Origin of the sequence: Pseudoalteromonas sp. SG43-5, assembly GCF_014164345.1 — a bacterium.
GTDB lineage: Bacteria > Pseudomonadota > Gammaproteobacteria > Enterobacterales > Alteromonadaceae > Pseudoalteromonas > Pseudoalteromonas distincta.
This window is the reverse complement of the sequence record NZ_JACJFA010000023.1, coordinates 30,048-51,717: the sequence shown is the minus strand read 5'-3', so window position 1 is coordinate 51,717 and position 21,670 is coordinate 30,048. Positions and strand designations below refer to the sequence as shown.

The following is a 21,670-nucleotide window of genomic DNA, read 5'->3' as shown; positions in this document are numbered from 1 at the left end:
CAAAAAACTCAAAAAACTCAAATGGGTTAAATGAGTCAAAGCTTATGATTAAAGAAAAGGCTCTCTTACTTTTTTGTTTGCTGATAAAAGACTCGGTAGCAATGAGCGAAAAATATATAAGGAGGACGTTTGGTGTGAAGGCAGAAAATGCCTATGAAAAGTTTAACCAACTCAACTTAAAGCTTCATTGTGTCGTTAAAATACACTTTGAAAATAATAGCCGTATATTCAAAGTTGAAAAGATAGATAGCTATCAGATCGTCTTGGAAAGCTTTCAAGTCACCTTGCTTTTAATGGACTTAAACAAAGAGCCAAGTCTATTCACGGGAAGTGCTTTAAATTATAGCTTTAATGGATTTAGTACCACCCCATCACTGTCTAAACTATCTTCTCTTGTCAGTGATTATTTGGACTACTACCGAATTGATAAAATGAACAGTGAAGAACCTTATACTGTAGACAAACTGAATACGTTTGGGTTTAGTGATGAGGAGCATAGCCATTTGCTAATGAAGTACATAAGCAGAAAGTGCAGAGGGTTTAATAGCAAAACAGACCTGTTCAGTAATCATGCTGAATTGAAACTGACATTAGCTAAACAATATACTGAATTAGAAAATACTAAATTAAAGGGCTATATATCAGCACTTAAAGCAGGCCGCTATTCAGACGCTTATTTAGAGAAAGTCGGTAAAAGTGTTGTGAAGTTAATTTTTAAAAAAGATCATTATTTATTCGGCTATTGCTTTTTAAAAGCTGTTTGTACCTTTTATGTTTTATTTTTAAAGCGCTTGGAAAAAAGATTACAAGACGACTTCTATCAAAAAAAGGTGACGGCTATATACGTTAATGACGAGATGCCTACTTTTTTTAATATTCGTATCGCACAGGACAAGAAGCTAAATCAGTTTCTGTTTCAAAATAGGGTATTTAAGATTTAGCGAGAGGTTAAAAGCTTTATAATAGTGCACTAAGTTCCGAATGAAATAAGTATAATTTATATAGATAATCAGTGTGTATTTTTTAAGAACTTGAGGTTTAGCCTTCTTTTAACTTAGCTTTTTTTTCGTATAGTTAATATACATTTAATGTATTGTATTTAAATAATTTAATTCCTTAATGTTTTTTCTTACTTTAATTCCCCTTTGTATGAAATATACAAATTTATGGAAAAAGTAATGAGCTATAGAAAAGTTGAAAGAAATATATTCGATGAACGTTTTCGAGTACTAACCACATATAAAAAAATTATTGAAACAGAGCTTAAATATGCGTTCTATGATAATAGAAGAGTTTCTATAATTCGTTTTGATTTGCATATACCTAAGCTGTGCAGGGGACAAGACAATCCACTTACTCAAAGTACCGGATTGATGAAGAAGTTTTTTGGTTCTTTAGTTTCAAAATTAAAGGTTAGTTATCTTATTGATGATGTTTATCGAACGCAATGCTTACGTTACGCTTGGGTAAAAGAGTTTGGTGAAAATAGTGAGGTTGAACACTATCATATTTGTTTGTTTATGGACCAAGATAAGTTTGGTTTTATAGGAGATAGTGAATACACATCGAGGCTTAGGAAAAACAAAAAAGTAAAGAAAAAGTCATTAAAAACCTGCATATTCGAAGCTTGGGCTAGCGTTTTTGGCTTAAGTGCTAACTTAATCTTAAGTAGCGTTCATTTTACTAAAAAACCTGTACATTGGATTAGTTCTCGTGATTATGAGGAGGCAAATGAGGTATATAAAATTGCTGTTAAACGCTTAATGTATTTGGCTAAACCAGAAACAAAGTGCTGGAGAGGGGACGGTCTAAAATCAATCGGAACTGGTCGCATGACGATAAAAAAATCTATTAGGCCTAGAACTGTTAGTATTAAGGACTAGGAAAGTAGCTATGCACGGCTAAGAAATTACTGATAGTGATTTAACCACTCAAGATTTTGAAGTCGATAAGTGGTTAAATCAAATCTGAGTTAGTACGCTTTAGTCGTCTTCTTCACAATCACACTCATGTTTTTTAACTAAGCAGTCTTCACAGCCTGGGCACTCACAATTGCTTCCCATTTGTTCGCAGTTATCACAAATTTTATCTAATGGATCCATGTTCTTACCTTTTAATTAATACGATATGTCTGACACAGTGAATACTAGAGTGTGATTAAAAACAAGTATGCAATCAATTAAATAGAAAAATTTATCTAAATAGGGAGGCAGTACTGCATCCCTATTTTAATCGTCATTAATAACGTCACGTAAAATAATTAGAATTGCAATTACGTGAGTGACTAATTGTGCAGTTTTATTACGTCTAAGCATTCTACCTCCTGTTTTAGTTGAGCTAATAAATTAAGTTCAGCAAAAGAGGCGTATGAGTCACCAATTATTAAATGATCTAACACCTCAACATCTATCAACGATAAAGCTTTGATTAGCTTACCTGTTATAAGCTTATCCGCTTTAGACACCTCCACGCTCCCAGAAGGATGATTGTGCGCTAGTATTACACTAGCTGCATTAACCCTTAATACGTCCTTTACAACCTCTCTGGGATACACTGAGGCTGAATTAATTGTGCCAAAAAAAAGCTCTTTGTATTCAATGATTTCATTGTTATTGCTCAAGTAAATTATTGAGAATACCTCTCTCTCATAGCTACCTAATTTCAGCTTTAAAAAATCTACAGTTGATCTTGGGGAGCTAATTTTGCCTTCTCTTTTTAATCGTCGAAATATTATTCTTGATGCCAAATCAACAATTTCATTATCAGTTAAAATTGTATTGTTCGTGCTTAGTAATTGTTGGCTTTTTAACATGTGGACCTCTTATGAATTGTTTGCTCATAAAAGTGATATAGATTTGAAAGTATTTGGATTAGTGCTTTAGAAACGCAAAGGAAGCCTAAAAGTATTTTTTTACACAACTCCCTCATTAGATGACAAAAATTAGGAGTCATCAAATGAGATTAATTAAACTAAAAGAAGTTATTCAAAAAACGTCACTTGGCCATTCAAGTATTTATAAGTTTATTGCAGAAGGTACATTTCCAAAACAAGTATCGTTAGGTGCTAAATCGGTAGCTTGGGTTGAGTCAGAGGTTGATGATTGGATAATGGAGAGATTAGGGGAGAGGGATATTTAGTGACTGATTTGCTTCATGGTCTTGAAGGGGGAAAGCTCTGAAATCCGCTATGGCATATATTCTAACTTATGGCATGCTGCCTACCTTTAAACATAAGGAAGTGTGTTATGAAATCTTTTTATAATAATTTAGAAAAACAGCTCTCAGGTATGGATGGGGGGAACATCAATGCGCCCTTATGGCTTTCAGGTCTTGAATGGGGTAGCGCTGATGAAAAAGTTACCTTAGGCATAACGCGACCAATCCACGAAGTACATTGTAGTGGTCAATAAAATTTGGCTACAGCGTCCCTTACCTTTCTCATGAGTGGAAAGCTGAAAACCTGAATTTTTACAAGTGGCAATTCGACCAAAAAATAGCAAAAATTCTTTGTAAGACCTCTGAATTTGAAGGTGAGTATAAACAGTACATGAAAAATCACTACTGTAATTTTGATTCGAATGAGTTTAAGTTAAATCTATTCCCTCTTCCTTGCAAGAATATGAATACTTGGACTGAGGAACATGTCGAATTAACTAAAACTAAGATTAAATATCACTATCAAACACATTGTTCAATTACTCGGTTTAAATTGTTTAATGCCTTAGTAAAAGAGTTCCAACCAAAAGTCATAGTTTGCTTTGGGCCAAAGTATGTTGAAGAATATAAAATGGCATTTTGGGGTGATACCTATAATGAAAGCGAGTGCACTGAAGAGCGAGTATTTCTAGGGATCAAAAACGAGTTAAGAATACTTAAAGCTAACGGATTACCTGTATTAGTACTTGCGCCTTTTTTAGGGCGAAACTTAGTTGCTAATGTTGAGCTAAATAAAGTGGGGGAAATAATAAAAACATATCTTTAGTACAGTTCAGCAATAGGCTACTTTTCCTCTTTGTTAGTAACTTTATAAAACCCCAAAGGTGTATGTGATTAACTCATACTCTGGTAGGATGATTCATAAAATGTAAGGATTACAAGTATATGAATAATAATATCGAAAACATTCTACAAGCATTACTTGCTGGTGAGGCGGTATCAAATGCTGAACATGTAGTTTTAAAGGATGCTTTAAAGCCAGTTTTTTTTGGTAAAGGTTTTATGACATGGGCCCGAAATGAAAAAAGGGATGAAATAAAAGAAAATATAATAAGTGAAGGTAATAGCTTAATCTATAGTGCTAAAAATGACGCAAATGCATTAATTGACTCCTTCGCAAGTATGGCAAGTGAGTTAAATCAAGGTGGTCAATTAAACTTATTCTACGATCTCTACAAAATCTTCCCTAAGTTTCAAGGTGAAGCGCTTAAAGCTAAAGACGCTAAGCTTTTGTCTATAATTAAAGATGCACTTCAATCAGAAGAAAAAGATGCAAAAGCAAGAGCTACTATGTTGATTGCTTTGTATGCTGAATCCAGTAACTCTCAATCTAGAAAGTCATCCGCAGGTAACGCAGCTGAGCAAGCTATAGAGTTACTAATGCGTTCAATAGGCTTAGTTAAAGGTGAAACGTACGGAACACAGTTCATTTACCAAGGCTCTAATACCGATTTCGTAATTCCTTATGCGGAAAGTGGCGATATCAATAGTGTTTCAGCATTTATTGCTGTCCAAGTTAGTACTAATGATAGAGCCCGATTAAGTTCAAGTGAATTGCATCGCGGTGCAAAGAGATACTTGTGTTCACTCAATGGTTGTAATGCATCAAGTAAAAGCACTAAAGACATTGGTGATGATTTAGCCGCAGGTTATTTAGATAATGAAACGCACTATGTTGTCATTGAGCGTGAACGACTAGCTGCAATAGAAGATGCTGAAAGAAGGTTAGAGAAAGCCGAGGGCACTCCAAGAGCTGTGAATGCTAAAAGGCGTTTAAAATGGCTGAAAGCTTATGCAATTAACTATGAAGAATTTGCCCGTCAAATTAAACAATTAGCAAATGAATAACTCCCTCTTCTTAATTATTAAATCAGTTATATAAACAATTAGCTCTTAGCTTGTATTTATACCCTGGACTTAGCTTCAGGGTTGCGTTAAAATGTTAGCCATTAAAGTTTCGGAGTATTTATTTGTGCGGCATATTGAGCTGTTTGCTGGCTGTGGCGGCCTTTCATTAGGTTTAGAAAGTGTGGGTTTTGAGTTTGTCTTAGGCAATGAATTATCACCTATGGCAGCAGAGACGTTTGCTTATAATTTCTTTAATGAAAATTTAAGTGAATTAGCTAAAGCCCAAACAAAGCCAGCACGAGTAAAGTGGATTAATAGCCGCAATGATGACTTAAATGCTAGGTTACGAGAAAACCCTTTTGAATTTCCTACTATTGATGAGAGTGGTTACAGCGATTTACCTGTTGATGTTTGTGAATACGAAGGCAAGTTATTGGTTGGTAGTGTCAGGGAGCTAAACACTCTTTTATCACAACGACCTGAGCTCGCTGATGCGTTACATAATAGTTTCGGGAAAGGTGAATTAACACTTGTTTCAGGCGGCCCACCTTGTCAGAGCTTTAGTATGGCAGGTGCACGTAAAAAAGATTGTGAAAAGAATACCTTACCTTTGGAATTTGTTTCTTTTGTTGAACGTACTCGGCCGCGTTTTGCGTTGCTTGAAAACGTAACAGGTATTTTAAGAGCATTTCAAGACGATGACGGTAACAAGTACCATGCATGGTATGAAGTTGCTAAAGCCTTCGCTTCTATCGGATATGTGCCGCTTTGTCTTCACGTTAACGCTCGTTATGTAGGTATTGCGCAAAATAGACCTCGTTTTATTCTTATAGCTATTCGACAAGATGTTCATGAAGCTATTTCTGAAGCACAGCACTTGAATGAGCAAAGCCTTAGTCTACTTGCTTCATCCTTGCCGTTTTTTAATATGGTGCAAGAACAAGGCGCTGAATTAGAATTTGGCCATTTAGATTACTTTGATGTAGATAAACAACCAAAGGTATTCGAAGGAAGCTTTTTAGCTGAACTTGTCAATGGGACTCAGGTTTCTGTTAGTGAGGCAATTGATGATCTACGAGGTGAAGGTATAGAGTCATCTAGCTTTGTTACTCAACTTAACAGTACCTTTAAATTACCATATAGAAGCGCTATCCCCAATCACGATAAACGTGCGAATGGTGAACTTGTGCAAAGGCGCTTTAGGCTTTATCAGGTGCTACAACAGATAGGTAGCAAAGCTGTAAGCAAAGAAGTATTCGCTATTTTAAAAAGCGAATCTACAACCCTTAGTAATGATGCATGGGCTGCACTATCTAAGTACGAGTATTTAAATTTAGATGGTGCATTAGTACATATCAGAAGCCTTCAAGAGTTTATTGGTTATCTGAAGCTTCATCCAACTAAAAAACAAACACAGAAAGCTTTGACTCCAAACTCACCTGCACCAGCAGCTTTATCTATCCCTGATGATGCATGCCATTATCATGAAGATGAACTTCGCACACTTACAGTAAGAGAGATGGCCCGTATCCAGTCCTTTCCTGATAACTTCGAGTTTCGCTCTAAAGTAACTACTGGCGGTAAAATGAGGCGTTATGAAGTACCTCAATATACTCAAGTTGGTAATGCTGTTCCTCCATTGTTAGGTAGGAAGTTAGGATTAATTATTAAAGAACTAAACACTTAATATATTTAAATTAAAACCTCTATTAGCGGGTAAGGTGCTATCAAAGTACCTTATCCGTCCCTTCGCTATACCTTCCAACTCTAATCTTATCGGAATTAGATTTTATAATTTTAAACTTGTAGCTGAGTAACCTAATAAAAATTGATGACTCCTTTATACAATTATTGGTACTGAGGCTGGTTTTAATATTCAGTTTCAGTTAAGTTAGAAGTCAAAACATAAAAATAATATGGAAGTTATATGTCTTTATTTGATGAATGGAATTTACTTTTACTGGAAGAATACTTTTCTCCAGCCAGAGCTAACCAAGACGTTCGAATACCAACAACAAGAAATGAGCTTGAGGGAGTAGGTATTCGAAGAGGAGGAGCTGGTGGCCTAATTGAGGCAGTTAAAAGTGGACCAAAGTGTCTATCCAATTTTAAAGGCAATATTGCTGAAAAGGCGAAAGAGCTTGCTCGGCAGCGCGCATGGCCGAGTAAAAGGAGGTATGGTTATATTGACCCTGGGGAAATGTCGGTAAATTATATAGACTCTAAAGCACCCACCTATCTACCTTACCTTGCAATCTGGATTCTTGCTAAATCAGAGACAGAAAATACAGGTTTCTATTCTACTGTTGGCAGTTTAATCAATGAAGTGTTTCCTAGTAACACAGGGCCACTTATGGAAGCTGTATGGCTAGATCTAGATAACTGGTCAAATATAAGTCAAAAAGGCCGGTTTGGTAGATTTAATATCAATATTCTTGGTAGTCATAGGTTTGTTGGTATTGCATATGCTCAAACAATAATTACCCATAAAGATTTAGAAGGCTTAAGTCGTTTATTTGGTAGCTGTGGATTGCAATCAGGGCAAACTCTAAATCAGAATAGTTTTTTAAAGTTACTAGAAGTTGGCCGGAACTCGGACTATTTAAGTTTGGGGCTAAAAGATGCTATGAGTAATAAGAATTACACAGAGCATTTAAAGCAATCACTTAACTCACATCTAGAGTTTTGGGACGGTCAGGTTCCAATCCGCGATAGCTCCAATAATAGCTACTTTGATGGAAAAGCAGTAAACAGTGAAAATGATGAACTGACGTTGATCTTACGAATGAAGGATGAGGAGGATTCTTTCTCTTGGGAGATTGGTTGGCGCTTACCAGCAACAATTACTGGAGTGAATTACGCTATTAAAGCTGGTTGCTCGAATGAAGTTGGAGCAGATTTAGAATTAAGTGGAAGTCACATTTTTACAGTTCCCTCTAATCTTCAATCTGATATGCGAAATGTATTAGGGAAATCTGCAACGGCGAAAATTGATTCACTATTAACTTACTCAGATAGAGAGGGGGAACGTAACGAAAGAAAAATTTATTTAAGAGAGGATAAAATTCGAGTACTAGTTTGGGATAGCCCTGACCCCTTATTAAAAGATACGTTAATAGAGCGAGAAATACCTCTACAAGGCCCTGCTTATCTTCTTTATTTCCCCTCGATATACTCAAATCTAGAGCAGCTTTTAAATAATGAGAAAATAGATTTTGACCCGGTAGATATCCCCGGCTTGCCCGGTGAATGTAACCTTATTTGTATTCCGGATATTTCTAAAGTTACAGCAGAGCAAAGAGCCTTGATCCTTGATGAGGAACCAATCCATCCACCTAGAGCTCGTATCCGATTTGTTGGGGGGAAAGCTATTATTGGATCAGGTAGTAAGCAGTATGCATATTACGATTTACCAATAGTTGAAGTTGAAGCACCTGAGGGGGCAGAACTTAACTGTCCAGGTGTAACCTTTCAAGAGATTAACCGTGACGACAAAACATTAATAAGGCGCTTTCAATTTTCCTTAGATGATGAAGGTGTAAATGCTTTCAGAATAGGTGTAAGGCTGGCAGAAGAAATATTATGTACTGCCGGGCTTAAGGTTTTAGCGATTGGCAGCCTGTCTGCATCCAAGAGAACTAAGTTCTCATTAGATCGTTATGGCAAGGTCTTGCCTGATGATACAGGGCTCTGTGGAGCTACAATAAATAAGGCATTTACTGAAGGTTTAAATATTACTTCTTTTCAAACTGCCCCCCTAACCTTTATGAGTTGGGATGGTGAAGATGTTTGGAAGAGTATAGAGCCTAATATTTCAGCTCAATTTTTAGACTCCATTGCTGCCACTCCTTATGGATCAATGAGTTATGGTGTAGCTCGAGATCAAATTAGACGTCTTGCTAATAACGTTAATATTAAAGATGTTGCACCTGCTTTATTGATACGTGAGTTAAGGCGAAGAGGACATGTTGAGATTGAATGTGATGCTAAAGGTCATATGATACGAGTTTGCTCTGTTCCCCCAACAATTTATAGCTTGCCAATTACAGATAATAGAAACAGGCAGGTTTATGGTGTATGCGGTAGTTTGAGATTGCAACAGTGGAAAGAATTAACAACTCATTGTCATATACTTATTGAAAAAACAAATTCAGATACCCTTCCAGTAGTCAGATTCTACATAGATGGCCCCGGTTTGCTCAAACAGATAGCTGAAAAATATCAATTTTTAGTAGAAGAGCTTCCTATTAGAAAATTATCTCAATGGGTTGGTTCAGTTAAAGAAATGAAGGAAAGTTTGTCTTGGTATCACGAACAAGGCTATTCACCTAATTATCTGGAGCGGCTTAACCCTGGGAATGGAGTGTTTGGTGTTTCGGAAAATATTATGGTTGATCCTAAAAGAGTATTTGAGTTATTCAGATATGAAGATCCACAAGTACAAGGGCTTAGAGTCTATAAATTAGGGTGGAATTTTAAGGACCATCTTTCTAGGTATAGTTTCATTGAAGATTCCAGGTGGGGAGTCTGGATAGCAATAAATGCTTTTGCTGAATTTGTTAAACGTACAATGAATTTTGATGATGCTAGTCCTTGGCCAATTCACTTCGATAAAGAAAGTGGATGTTTATGGCTGCCAGCTAGAATGGAACCCCCCTTTATCATAGAGCGAATATTAACACTTTGCTCTGGGAGTAGCCCTTTATTGATTAAGACTGTTGGAGTGCACAATGACGATTCAATTTCACTTTATGATTCTAATGATAATTGTGTCGTTGAGGTAAGCTCTGCGTATTATGATATGTCAGATGGTAGATGGCTTTGCTATCGTTGGGTGCCAGAAAAAATTGCACTGATTGTCGTATCTTTATTAGGCGGTGAGCTCAAAGAAGTAGGGAATAACTCCCACACAATAAATTTTAAGGATGAAAAATGTCAGCTAGTATAGATAAAGATCCTATTGGTGCTTGGGAAGACTTGCAAAGCCATTTAAAAAAATACATAAAATCGGCATTTGGCACTAATTCAAAATCCTTTGAAGAGGAAAGAGAGCGCTTACTAAATACTCCTGGTGTTTTTTTTCAAGAAGCATTTTTAGAGATGTTGCCAACCTATGCATCAGGGAAAAAGTTAGATGAGTTAAGTATTAAAGACTTGCCCGCATTATCTCAAGATGTAATTGATGCTTTTCGTAAAGTAGCTGGATCTGGACTTATTCCTAGTTTTGTAAATTTGCATAAACATCAAGAAGCAATGTTGAAAAAAGCGATAGCAGAAGAAAGGAAACATTGTGTCGTCGTGACGGGTACTGGCTCTGGAAAGACAGAGGCTTTCTTATTACCAGTAATAGCATCAATAATTAAAGAAGCAAAAGCAAAATGGGCAGCTCCAGCTGCTATAAAGGCGGAGTGGCCATCTAAGATAAAATGGAATGATAGCAGAAGAGATATTAGGCAAGAGACGCGAAGACCTGCTGTGCGTGCTTTATTGTTATATCCGATGAATGCGTTAGTAGAAGATCAAATATCAAGACTTAGGGGGGCTTTAGACTCGGAAGAATCCCATAGGGCTATGGATTCAGCGTTAGCTGGAAATAGAATTCGATTTGGCCGATATAATGGTTCTACACCTGTTTCAGGACATCCTTTTAAGGCAGATGGTAAGGCGAATACATCTAAGAGAAATGAGTTTAGAAAAAAAATTGATGTTGCTAGAGAAGAGCATGTTGATTATAAAAAGCGTTTAGAAGTTGCGAAAAATAGTTTTAATAAAGCTAAAATAGATGGAGTTAGAGTTGAGGAAGCTCAAAGTGAGCTTGAGGCTTTAATGGAGCAGCGAGACTTTATTCCAAATATGGATGTTGATGCTTGTGAGATGTTTCATCGCTGGGAAATGCAAGATTCACCGCCAGATTTACTTATAACAAACGTTAGCATGCTTTCTATAATGTTAATGCGCCATAATAAAGAGGAAGTCCTTGGAGACAGAGCTGATTCAATGATTTTTGAGTCAACGAAAGAGTGGTTGGCAGAAGATAGAGATAATCATGTATTTCAATTGGTTATAGATGAATTGCATTTATATAGAGGTTCATCTGGAACTGAAGTCGGTTATTTACTCCGGCTGTTAATGGATCGATTAGGATTATCGCCTGATAGTAAGCAGCTTCAAATATTAGCTTCTAGTGCTTCGCTTGATGATAAAGATGAGTCATACAATTTTCTAGGAGGTATGTTTGGTTTAACTACTGATGAGGCAAAGAGGCAATTTCATATAGAAAGTGGTGAGTCCATCTACCCACCAGATGAGACTCCTCGTTCTATTTCCGAAAGGGATGGTAACGCCTGCTTGCAATTAGGCGTTGCTCTTAGCATGAATCATAAACCCAATGATCAACTGGTGAAGAAGCTAGTAACAAAAAGTAATATTGATACGTTAGCGTATAGCTTTTTTGATAAAGCTCGCAATCGTTTTGCCTCCTTATCATTAGAAAGTTTAATTGAAGAATGGTTTCCTAATTTACAGCAGAAAGATAAGTATATGGCTGTGAGAGGCTTTTTTTATGCATTTGGACAAGCAACTGTAATAAAAAATAGTGGCCAAGGCTTTCTTACAGATGTCCTACCCAGACTACGCTTTCATTGGATGGCTAAAAATATTGACGGACTTTGGGGAACAGCTGATTTGCCAAAAAGTGAGGATAGCCACCGAAGAGTTGGGCATTTATTACCAGAACCAATAATTTCCTTGCAGGGTAAGCGTGTATTAGAAGTCTTATACTGTGAGTGTTGCGGCACTCAGCTATTAGCTGGTTATAAAATGAATGCTGGTGGCACGTTAAATCACCCAAGATTTGAACTCGCTCCTATGCCTTCGGCAATTGCCAGTATGCCAGAATCTGTTCCTCAAGGGCGTACAGATGTACAAAACTATAAAACGCTTGGAGTTGTATATTTAGTACCTGATCAATACCCTGATGTAGCTGAGTTAATATGGGAACAAGGTTCAACTGAGCGGAAATTAAGAGATGGTCGCGTAGGCAGCCCCTGTGAGAAAACAAGCGCGGCATGGCTGAAGGCTACAATTGATTCAAATACTGGGGTAGTTGAAATTGGAGAAGGGGGAGAAAATAAAACTAAATGCTTATGGTTCAATGCTGATGTAAATGGTTGGGATGAAGATTACCAATTACCTGCTATGCCGCAAATGTGTCCATCCTGCCAAACAAGCTATTCTGAAAGGCAAGGCGGGAAGCCATCTCCAATACGCGCATTTGCAACTGGTTTAGATCAAATGTCCTTATTACTTGCTAAACATTTAATGAGTATATTACCAAAAGATTTCATAAAATTAGTTGCATTTTCAGATAGCCGTCAAGCAGCTGCAAAGTTAGCAAATGGCGTTGAATCAGGTCAATGGGATAATTTATTACAATACTTCATTTTGGATGAAATAAGGAATAGATCTCAAAGTCCAATAGAAGCAATTAAAGGGCTGATTTTAGAAAAAATTAAGCAAGGTGATGACGATAGCGTAGATGAGATTATAGATGAAGAAACTGACACTGATATTCAAGATGAATTGAAAGCGTTTACGAACGCTGCTGAGACAGTTATTTACAAACCGAGACGTGCTACACCAAAAGATAAAGAGCAAGTAGAGCTAATTAATAGCTATAAACCAGGGTATGTAAGGCTTGACTGCTTTTTACACCCCTTGAATGAGCAAGTTCGAGAGTTACCTGTTATTTGGAAAAGAATGCTTCAATTGGGTTTCAACCCCGGAGGCTCTGGTGTAGATACTAAGTACTCTCAGCCGAGGGGTAGTGATGAGTTTGGTTGGGTAGAGCTCATTAATTTTCATAAAATGTCATTAGCAGAAAACCTCACACAAGAGAAAATGAGCTTTTTAATTAATAAAATGGATAGCACGTTACGAAGGAAAGCTTGGAAAGCTATTTCAGGTAGGCTTTTATATAACTTAGAGGCTAAAGGTTTTGGTTATTTAGCGTTACCACCTGACCTTAAAATGTTAGGTCCTGATGGGGTTTCGCATGAATCATTGAGAGGTATCTCTACAAGCGTACTTCGTATACTCACAGAAGAGTATTTCACAGCGCCTTATGAGTATGATGATCTTTCTCCAAGAGAGGGTTGGACTCACGATAAACCTAATGAACGATCACAACAAGTTGCTCAAAAGCGAGTAAAGCGTTTTTTAGAAGCGTGTTCATTAAAACATAATACTACTTTCGAACTGCTCAGAGATGCTGTTCGCAGTTCAATTGTCGAGGCTGGTCATCAGTGGGGAGTTGTAAGGCTTGATCAGGTATGGGTCCACAGGGTAGAACGAAAAGATACTCCTTGGGTTTGTGATAATTGTACACAGATACATTGGCATTTTTCAGGAGGTGTCTGCTCTAGATGTTGTTCATTACTTACAAATAAAGCGAATGGCGAAAAAACGGCTAAGGAAATTGAAGAAGCACACTATTATGCAAATCTTTCTGGAACTTCTTCGTCTGCATTTCGTATTCATGCTGAAGAGTTAACTGGACAGACAGATAATCAAGCGCAAAGGCAACGACATTTTAGAGATATATTTTTTGCAAATGAAAAGTTAGATGATGTAGTTCCTCGGCTGGTTAATCCAAATATAGATAGTATTGATTTATTATCAGTAACAACAACTATGGAAGTTGGTGTTGATATTGGTGCTTTACTCTCTGTATTTCAAGCAAATATGCCGCCAGAGAGATTTAACTATCAACAGAGGGCAGGGCGAGCAGGAAGGAAAAAGCAGGCTTTTTCTTCTGCACTGACTTATTGCCGAGGACAAACTCATGATCGCATTCACTTTGAGCATCCTGAGGAAATGACAAGCGGGATACCACCTCAGCCGAGTGTTTCTATGAGTGAAGATCAAGAAATATTAGCTGAACGGTTATTTAATAAAGAAGTCCTTCGACGTGCGTTTAAAGCAATAGGGCTGACTTGGACTGACTCTAATTTACAACCAGATACTCACGGTGAGATGGGAAATGTACAAGATTTCTTGGCTAATAGTTGCGATCGGCGAGACAGCGTAGCTAGTTGGCTATGTCAGAATAATAAAATAGTCCAAGACGTTGCTGACGTTATAACTCGAGGTACAGAAATTGAAGCAGCTAAACTTGTTGAAAACGTAAATGTTTTAATTGCCCGTATGGATAATATAGCGATAAGTGAACAAGATAAAACTAGAGGTTTTGCGAATGCTTTAGCTGATGCGGGTGTACTACCAATGTATGGCATGCCTACGATGGTTAGAAACTTATACTTTGCACTTCCAAACAATGGTGGAAAATTCTCAGAGGCAAAGACCTTAGATCGTTCTATTGAGCAAGCTATAACCGATTATGCGCCAGGGGCTGAGCGTGTTTGGGATAAAAGGCTACTAACGCCAATAGGTCTTGTAGGCTCAATTCATCACAAAAATAGTAACAACTGGGCCTCTAAAGTCAAACCTGTTGGTGGTATGGAGTGGCAAATATTTTGCCGAGAGTGTAGAAACTTAAGTGTTGAGCCAATAACTATCGAAGAGGCTAAAAGTAGGCCTGAAATTGAGTTATGTCCTAATTGTAGTTCAGAGGAAGCCAATGCATATCTAGCTGTAGTGCCAAATGGCTTTATGACAGACTTTGACCTCAGTAAACCAGCTAATAAAGGTCAATCTAATGGCGGTGACGGGGCTGTATCGTTTGTTGCTTCTCCGGTAATTATTAGTAGTGAGAGAAAGTCGATAGGTGGTGTTTCTTTAGCTTTCTCTAGACAGCAAAAGGTTTATCGAATTACTCAGAATAAAAAATCAAAGCCTTTTCCTTTTAGGGAGCAAAAGACTTATCCATGCCCGAATGGTCAGTGGTTAAATGCTGATATGTGGATCAAAGATGAAAGACATCCAGAGGTTAACGCTTCACTTGTTGCACCTAAAACAACTGATTTATTGAGTTTAAGGTTGCTCGACCGACCTGGTACTAAGTTTTTTGATAATCATAAAGATATAGCTTGTCGCAAAGCAGCATGGTTCTCTGCTGCAACAATTCTCCAAAGAGCTATTGCCTTGGAGCTGGATGTTGATTCTTTAGATATTGAAATTGCTTCTGTACATAAATATAGCGACAAAGATGAAACCGGTGCCGAGTTATATTTATCAGATGAGCATCCTAATGGTGCTGGATTAGTAGATTGGGCTAGCAAAAAATGGCAAGAATTATTAGCTGGCTGCATTGACCCTCTTAATAATCAGGACTTTTCTAAATTAGGAATGTTTATAAAAGATGAGTGTAAGCGAGCACAAAAATTGGGACACGAATGGAGGAGTCCTGATTTACTATTAAAAGGTTTCAGAAATCGCCATTTACACCCAATGCTTGATTGGCGGCTTGGTCTGGAACTATTGTCTGTTATGAAGGATTCTTCTTATATCCCTGGTGTAACTCCACACTTTGAACTGTGGGGTTTAGGTTTAAAAAGTTGGCAAGAAGAAGCTACTGAGCTGGCAAAAAATTATTGCTCAGCATTTGGTGGTGGCAATATAAAACCTATAAGTAATGGTTCTTTCATTCATGGTTGGATTAATGAGAGTGAAAAAGTCTTAGAATTAGTAGCTCACCCTCTATGGGAATTCGATCCTTTATTAAGAGATAATGTGTCTAAGTCTATAGACTCTTTTGCTAAAAAATATACGGGTATTGAGTCTGTGAGATTACTAGATTCCTTCAACCTTTCTAGAAGGATGTCCTGGGTCAGAGGCTCATTAGCAATATATATTCGACACCCAATTAATAGTACTTCAGATAATACTGCTTCAAACGTTTCTATTGATTTAAATATAGATAAGGTTGAGCTAGGTGGTGTATTTGAATTTGAGAGCGAAAGCTGGATAAGAGTAGCTGAAATTGACGTATGGGATGCTGTTGCTGGGAGTTATGTTGTTCGACGTGAAGGGATTGCACCTTTCATTGTTACAGTAGTGTCTATGCCCGGGCGAACACTAGTAAGGAAAAAAGGAAAAGGAGCTTTAGATAAGTCCCTTTGGAATGGCTTAAAAGCTGTAGCTAGATACAAATAAGGAATAAATTTATGCCACGTATAATCGGGCCAGTCCCATCAGATAAGTGGGAAAGAGAAGTTCGTAGGCAATTGTCAAAACAATTACCATCTAGTTGGATAGTTATCTGCAATGTATCTTGGGCTTTAAAGGATGATCGAGGATTTGTTCGTGATGGCCAAGCTGACTTTGTAGTGCTTGTCCCTGAAATAGGGCTTGCTGTAGTTGAAGTAAAGGGAACTAAATTAGTTAGGGTTGATGAGTTTGGAAATTGGTACAGACTTGGTGGAGGTTATCAAGATCAACAACGAGAATATTTAATTAAAGAGCCACCGCCAGAGCAAGCTACACGAAATCTTCATGAGATAGCCAAACTTGTAAAAGCAGAGCTAACACATGAGCAGGGAGCTACTTTTCCTGGCTTACATGCTTGGTTGGTTGTATACCCTAATGGTGAAGTCGAAGGAAAGCTTGATACCTATGACCGAACTACGATAGTTACGAAGCAAAGTATGCATAAGTTAGGGAAGGTTATAAAAGAGGCTTTACTTGCGAAAGGTGATGAAAGAACAGGTAGAAAATTTAACTTAGGTTTAGCAAATAAAGCTGCTGAAGCTTTGACTAACCAACGCTTTCGAGTAGTGGCTGTAGATACTGAGCTAGACTCAATAGAAGATGAGAAAAATGTAGATGAGCTTACCCGTCAGCAATTTGCTGCTTTGCGTGGTGCGTTTGACTTACCTAGGGTGGCGATTATTGGCCCCGCAGGATCAGGTAAGACATTATTAGCATTTTGGAAGTTACAGGCCTTACTAGAAGAAGGGAAAAATGCGATTTTCGTTTGTTTTAATAAGAAGTTAGCTGAAAGTTTAAAGGCCCGGCACCCAAGTGTCGCTGGTGCAATTTTTAGTGTTGACTCTTTATTTTGGGGAATAGTTAAAGATCACGTTGGAAGTTATGAAAAAGACTTTTACTCGACGATTTTACCGGAAAGGGTTATAGATACTTTACTCAGAGAAGATGATAAATATGATGCAATCATAATCGATGAAGGGCAAGACTTTGGCGATGATAGAATTGTAGCTTTATATCAACTTCTTAAAGAAGAAAGCTCTCAGTGGTTATATTTTGGTGATAGTAAACAAGATTTATATGGCCAATGTACAAATGAAACACTGGGTGCTGAAGTAACATTTCGTCTTTATCATAATTGTAGAAATACTGAATTAGTAAATGCAGCTACAAATAAGGTTTGTAGTGGAATAGTAAAGCCTATGCCGGGAGTCCCTAAAGGTGAACTACCACTTATTAGTACTTGTAAAACCGAGCATATGGCACAAAAAGCTTGGGATCTTATCAATGATTTAAGCCCCGATGGTGGTGCAGTTATTCTGTCGCCATACAAATTAGATAACTCATGTATGAAGGCTTCAACAAAAGCTTTTAATTTAAATTTGACAGAAGATATTAGTAAACTTAATGAGCCTGGCTTTGTTTACTTTTCTACGATTAAGTCGTTTAAAGGCTTGGAGGCCAAGCATGTCATTATTATTCATGCTGATAAGCCTGATTCAAATATAGCACTGACAAAAGAAGATCTATATGTTGCTTTCACTCGAGCGGTAAGCAGGCTTGATATAATTACAACTAATTCAGAGGCCGGTATTTGGTTAAAAAATCTAATCAGTAGCTCATAAAAATTATTACAGTTTAGCTGTATTAGTTGTATTAGTTCAGTTCAGAAGCACAGCTAACAGGTGCTGTGCTTTTTGTTTTATTTCCTTTGTCTTGTTTTAATACTTTCTGTTTTAGCGCTCTCTACTAAAGAACCAATTCTTTCCCGTTGTTTTATTTCTTCCGACTTTTTAATTGAGGCTTCTTTACACTGGCTTATTGTTCTCGCCTGTTTTATAGCTTTGTGCTTTCTTTTGTTCTCTTTAACTTTCGGATATAGAGAGTACGTAACAATTGCCGCTATACTCAAAGTATGCGGTAAAGCTGCTAGTAGACAATAAGGGGCAAAACACGCACCAAAAATCAGTAACTGATTAAGAATGATTAGCGGCAACCAAATTTTTAGAAATAATGAAATAACTAACATCTAGACATGTCTTTTAATCCAACTTTCGATGTAATCTAAGCAGGTGTCAATCTCATCTCGGACCTCATAGACCCAAAATCGCTTAACATCCCAGCCTAGCTCAAACATACGCTGGTTTCGTAATTGATCTCTTCTACACAATTCACCAGTCCAGTTTTTGTGATACCTTTCCCCATCAATCTCAATATTCAGTTTTTTCTTTCCTGCGAACACTGCAAAATCTAGCGAGTATTTTTCAATATCGTATTGAGGTATTGCTCTGATACCACGATGATACATGGCCTTGTAGAACAGGTGTTCCCACTCAGATACTTGTTCTGGTTTAGCAACTATCGGGTACTCTGGTCCTAAATCAATTGCATCATGCGAGATAGGCTCAGTCGTTTTGAGTTTTAAACCATTGTAGTATTTAACAAATTTTTGAAAATACTCGATACCACAATCTGAGCAGTATTGTTGATCGCCTACAACGATAAGCTGTGCTCTAGCCCTTGTTATAGCAACATTAAACAAGTTTTTGTTATTTGATAAGAAAGACAGCGTAGCAGGCTGAGCGCCGTTAGATATCGTTGGAGAAAATATAATTATATCTCGCTCATCGCCTTGAAAACGGTGAACTGTATCAACCAATAGTTCGGCTTTATCTAGGCATTTGAACAGATGCTCGTGTAAAGAAATTCTTTCTCTTATTGCATTTGCTTGTGCTCTGAATGGACAGACAACACCGATAGTGCCTTCATAACCTTTGTGTAAGATTAAGTCTTCAATTTCGGCACAAACAGCATTTACCTCTGCAATATTGATCGCTCCACCTGTCACAGGTCTTTTGGTTTCACCCTTGACATTTATCCATCGAATACCAGAGTCTCCAGATGTTCTGCGTTTCAACCTGTCGTAGTTTGTTGCTACACGGAGCCTACTTTCATAAAACTCTTTATTTGAGTATTCAATGATGTCTGCATGGCTCCTATGGTGATCGAGCAAGTGTATAACATCATTACCATTCACTAAGCCAGAGGCCAAGTCAAACAGAGAGTTATTCGAATATGACCAATGCGGAAACTCGTCGATTAAGTCGTATTTATCCAGAAGCTGTTGATCATACCCTCGTTTCAAGGTGCTAATGTGGGATAACTGCTTGGGGTCACCAATGACTACTGCAGCTTTCGCTCGGTAAAGTAGTGGCAGCGCTGATGCAATATCACACTGGCTTGCTTCATCAAACACTACCAGGTCAAAATAGCCAGGATCAAATGGTAGTTTTCCTTTTGCTGACAATGAGGTGACAGCCCAGGTAGTAAGTAGATGAGCGACTTTTGCAAATAGCTCAGCATATTTTTTATAGATATTGCCTGGAAGTTTTTGGCCTTGAATATTATCAATAACCATCTTAAGCACCGAGGTATATCTGTTTAACATCGAACGTTGCTCATGAGTAAGTCGAGATGGCTGTATTTTTAGCCAATAGCTCCACATTACTTCAGCGTTGCTTGAAATGGACTTAAGTGTTTGTATTTTTTCTTCACTTAACGACTCGATAGACTTGGCACTCTGTAACTCTTTTAGTTTTAACTTATAGTCAATAATAGCACGGGCGCTGTTAAGCTTTTCAATAATACCCTCAACCCAATCAATCCATTGAGGAGCATTGGATTCGGTGATTTGATCAAAGGGTTCGACAAAAGATAATTTAGATAGTTGTTGCGAAACTTTTTGCTTTGACGCTAACGCTGAATCAATCTTTATATTTAGGACATTGAACCAAAAGAGCCTGCCAAAGAAAGAATTTTTTTCTTTGATACATTGGTTGAGACTATATATAAAGACACCGAGATTGTCCATTAAACGCGCAACGTCTATGGTGTGTATAATATTGAAAACATCTTTTCTAAATTGCTCGCGAACAGGCTCAATTTTCTGCTCCAGTCGGTCTACTTCATTTCTAAGGTTTATCAATTCACTGAGCGAAGCATTTATGTAGCTGAGTTTTTCTTGAAGTTCAGTATTTTTGTTTAAGCAGAATTCAAATTCATCAACATCTTCATTACTGGATACAGATGACATGATCCCCATGACATATTCTGCTAGCTTCATTTGGTATTGGTTTGAGCCAACTCTCATTAAGACTGGCCGTGGTCCTAAAGCATTAACTCGGGTTTCTACAACATCAACAGCTTTATTGTTTTTACTTGCAAACAATACTTTCTTGCCTTGCCAGGCCGCATTGACCAGAATATTAGTTACTACTTGAGATTTGCCCGTACCTGGTGGTCCGGTAATAATTGTCAAAGGTTTACTTATCGAGGAGCGAACGGCTGCTCTTTGTTCTAGGTTCATTGGCAGGACGTCAATGATATTTAGACTTTCATCTGTTGAAACCTCAGGTATTAAGCTTTTGAGCCAATGACCTAGCGCTGTTTGACTATATAGTTCTGGATCTAACTGTCCGAGCATTTTAAGCTCAGTTTCTAGCCCGGCTGTAAACGGCGAACGTTCAGCTTTGATAATGACCGCTTTGTTGTAGATTCCTCCATTTTTCAGAGAACTTATTTTTACATTAGGCTGATAGTTAAGTTGCTCAGGTGTGATCGCCTCTAACCATGGCCATTCAGCTCTAATTGCTTGGAGTCTGAGAGCCAATTCATCTATTTCTATGGGTTCATTGGTGGCGCCTAGTCCTAGCTCCGACTCTAACTGTGCAAGTTCGTCTAATATCAGCTCTCTCTCTGCATTCGTAAATGCTTGAAACGCTTTATAGTTAATAATTGGATAAGACAAATCTAAATAAGGGGAGCGATCTTCTGTATTTAGCTCTATTGGAAACAAAAGTATCGGTTCAACGACAAAGCCTTGCCAGTTTGATTTTTTTGATTTAATCAACTTCAAACTTGTTGGATACCCCAAGTAAGCTATTTGATTGCCCCGATCTTGTTTAATCTTATTTAACAGTGGCTGAATTTCCGACAGCTGAGTTAAGTCGTTTGAGGTGTGAGGTAATTTACTTAATTCAACATAGTCCTCATTGCCATACTTATCCCAAGCGAAAGTTGATATTCCTACCTCTTCTTGTCCTAAGCAAGCTAAGTAGTATCGGCAAAGACGGGCTAAATTAGTATTTTTGTATCCAATATGTTGTTGCGCAGCATCAGCCCTGAACCTTGCCGAGGAGAGAGACCAACGATAATTTGAGTCCTGAACAACTTTGCCTGTAAGTTGTCCGTAAAGGCAGCTATTAAGGAGCGCTTTATCTATATTTAGTTTCTTAGATAGTTCACTTGCAGTTTGATTCGGTACTTTTTCTAATTCAGAAACGATAGAGTTAGATAAATCATTCATGACAATTGATTCCATAGAGCTACTTTAGCTTCAGAGAAGCTAAGAGTGATTGACTTATTATTTATATAACTCAAACTG

At 37.6% G+C, this 21,670-nt stretch carries 13 protein-coding genes; 10 read left to right on the top strand and 3 right to left on the bottom strand.

Annotated features, from left to right (window positions below):
- Positions 1 to 941 (top strand): hypothetical protein (locus H5161_RS17820; RefSeq protein ID WP_220493568.1); only part of this gene is annotated, 941 nt, incomplete at its 5' end.
- A gap of 237 nt (positions 942 to 1,178) precedes the next feature.
- On the top strand, positions 1,179 to 1,883 hold the full coding sequence (locus H5161_RS17815) for an inovirus-type Gp2 protein (RefSeq protein WP_182769788.1): 705 nt from the start codon (positions 1,179 to 1,181) through the stop codon (positions 1,881 to 1,883).
- Between the two features lie 401 nt (positions 1,884 to 2,284).
- Here the strand turns inward: H5161_RS17815 and radC are convergent, their stop codons facing one another.
- Positions 2,285 to 2,812, bottom strand: coding sequence for a DNA repair protein RadC (gene radC / locus H5161_RS17810; RefSeq protein WP_182769787.1), 528 nt, complete (start codon positions 2,810 to 2,812; stop codon positions 2,285 to 2,287).
- A gap of 143 nt (positions 2,813 to 2,955) precedes the next feature.
- On the opposite strand from radC, the gene H5161_RS17805 reads away from it, so the two are divergent.
- From H5161_RS17805 to H5161_RS17770, 8 genes are all read left to right on the top strand, one after another.
- Positions 2,956 to 3,138, top strand: a complete 183-nt coding sequence (locus tag H5161_RS17805) for an AlpA family transcriptional regulator (protein WP_182769786.1) — start codon at positions 2,956 to 2,958, stop codon at positions 3,136 to 3,138.
- A gap of 107 nt (positions 3,139 to 3,245) precedes the next feature.
- On the top strand, positions 3,246 to 3,410 hold the full coding sequence (locus tag H5161_RS17800) for a hypothetical protein (protein WP_182769785.1): 165 nt from the start codon (positions 3,246 to 3,248) through the stop codon (positions 3,408 to 3,410).
- Positions 3,411 to 3,547: 137 nt separating this feature from the next.
- A complete protein-coding gene (locus H5161_RS17795) occupies positions 3,548 to 3,982 on the top strand; it encodes a hypothetical protein (protein WP_182769784.1) in 435 nt (144 codons plus the stop codon).
- 119 nt (positions 3,983 to 4,101) lie between these two features.
- A complete protein-coding gene (locus H5161_RS17790; protein ID WP_182769783.1) occupies positions 4,102 to 5,064 on the top strand; it encodes a hypothetical protein in 963 nt (320 codons plus the stop codon).
- A 91-nt stretch (positions 5,065 to 5,155) separates the two neighbouring features.
- The gene (locus tag H5161_RS17785) at positions 5,156 to 6,751 is read left to right on the top strand and encodes a DNA cytosine methyltransferase (RefSeq protein WP_220493567.1); all 1,596 of its coding nucleotides are present in this window, start codon (positions 5,156 to 5,158) and stop codon (positions 6,749 to 6,751) included.
- 240 nt (positions 6,752 to 6,991) lie between these two features.
- Positions 6,992 to 10,012: a hypothetical protein gene (locus tag H5161_RS17780; protein WP_182769782.1), complete on the top strand. Its 3,021-nt coding sequence runs from the start codon at positions 6,992 to 6,994 to the stop codon at positions 10,010 to 10,012.
- The gene (locus tag H5161_RS17775) at positions 9,997 to 16,176 is read left to right on the top strand and encodes a DEAD/DEAH box helicase (RefSeq protein WP_182769781.1); all 6,180 of its coding nucleotides are present in this window, start codon (positions 9,997 to 9,999) and stop codon (positions 16,174 to 16,176) included. Before H5161_RS17780 ends, H5161_RS17775 begins: the two co-directional genes overlap by 16 nt.
- 11 nt (positions 16,177 to 16,187) lie before the next feature.
- Positions 16,188 to 17,852, top strand: a complete 1,665-nt coding sequence (locus H5161_RS17770) for an NERD domain-containing protein (protein WP_182769780.1) — start codon at positions 16,188 to 16,190, stop codon at positions 17,850 to 17,852.
- A 77-nt stretch (positions 17,853 to 17,929) separates the two neighbouring features.
- Here H5161_RS17770 and H5161_RS17765 read toward each other — a convergent pair whose 3' ends face one another.
- Together H5161_RS17765 and H5161_RS17760 are read right to left on the bottom strand one after the other, a co-directional pair.
- Positions 17,930 to 18,256, bottom strand: coding sequence for a hypothetical protein (locus H5161_RS17765; RefSeq protein ID WP_182769779.1), 327 nt, complete (start codon positions 18,254 to 18,256; stop codon positions 17,930 to 17,932).
- Complete coding sequence (locus H5161_RS17760; RefSeq protein WP_182769778.1) at positions 18,257 to 21,592, bottom strand: AAA domain-containing protein; 3,336 nt, start codon at positions 21,590 to 21,592, stop codon at positions 18,257 to 18,259.
- Positions 21,593 to 21,670 lie beyond the last annotated feature (78 nt).

Excerpts from the sequence above, each read along its gene's own strand:
- H5161_RS17815 (WP_182769788.1), top strand. The coding sequence starts at position 1,179 with ATGAGCTATAGAAAAGTTGAAAGAAATATATTCGATGAACGTTTTCGA.
- radC (WP_182769787.1), bottom strand. The coding sequence starts at position 2,812 with ATGTTAAAAAGCCAACAATTACTAAGCACGAACAATACAATTTTAACT.
- H5161_RS17805 (WP_182769786.1), top strand. The coding sequence starts at position 2,956 with ATGAGATTAATTAAACTAAAAGAAGTTATTCAAAAAACGTCACTTGGC.
- H5161_RS17800 (WP_182769785.1), top strand. The coding sequence starts at position 3,246 with ATGAAATCTTTTTATAATAATTTAGAAAAACAGCTCTCAGGTATGGAT.
- H5161_RS17795 (WP_182769784.1), top strand. The coding sequence starts at position 3,548 with ATGAAAAATCACTACTGTAATTTTGATTCGAATGAGTTTAAGTTAAAT.
- H5161_RS17790 (WP_182769783.1), top strand. The coding sequence starts at position 4,102 with ATGAATAATAATATCGAAAACATTCTACAAGCATTACTTGCTGGTGAG.
- H5161_RS17785 (WP_220493567.1), top strand. The coding sequence starts at position 5,156 with ATGTTAGCCATTAAAGTTTCGGAGTATTTATTTGTGCGGCATATTGAG.
- H5161_RS17780 (WP_182769782.1), top strand. The coding sequence starts at position 6,992 with ATGTCTTTATTTGATGAATGGAATTTACTTTTACTGGAAGAATACTTT.
- H5161_RS17775 (WP_182769781.1), top strand. The coding sequence starts at position 9,997 with ATGTCAGCTAGTATAGATAAAGATCCTATTGGTGCTTGGGAAGACTTG.
- H5161_RS17770 (WP_182769780.1), top strand. The coding sequence starts at position 16,188 with ATGCCACGTATAATCGGGCCAGTCCCATCAGATAAGTGGGAAAGAGAA.
- H5161_RS17765 (WP_182769779.1), bottom strand. The coding sequence starts at position 18,256 with ATGTTAGTTATTTCATTATTTCTAAAAATTTGGTTGCCGCTAATCATT.
- H5161_RS17760 (WP_182769778.1), bottom strand. The coding sequence starts at position 21,592 with ATGAATGATTTATCTAACTCTATCGTTTCTGAATTAGAAAAAGTACCG.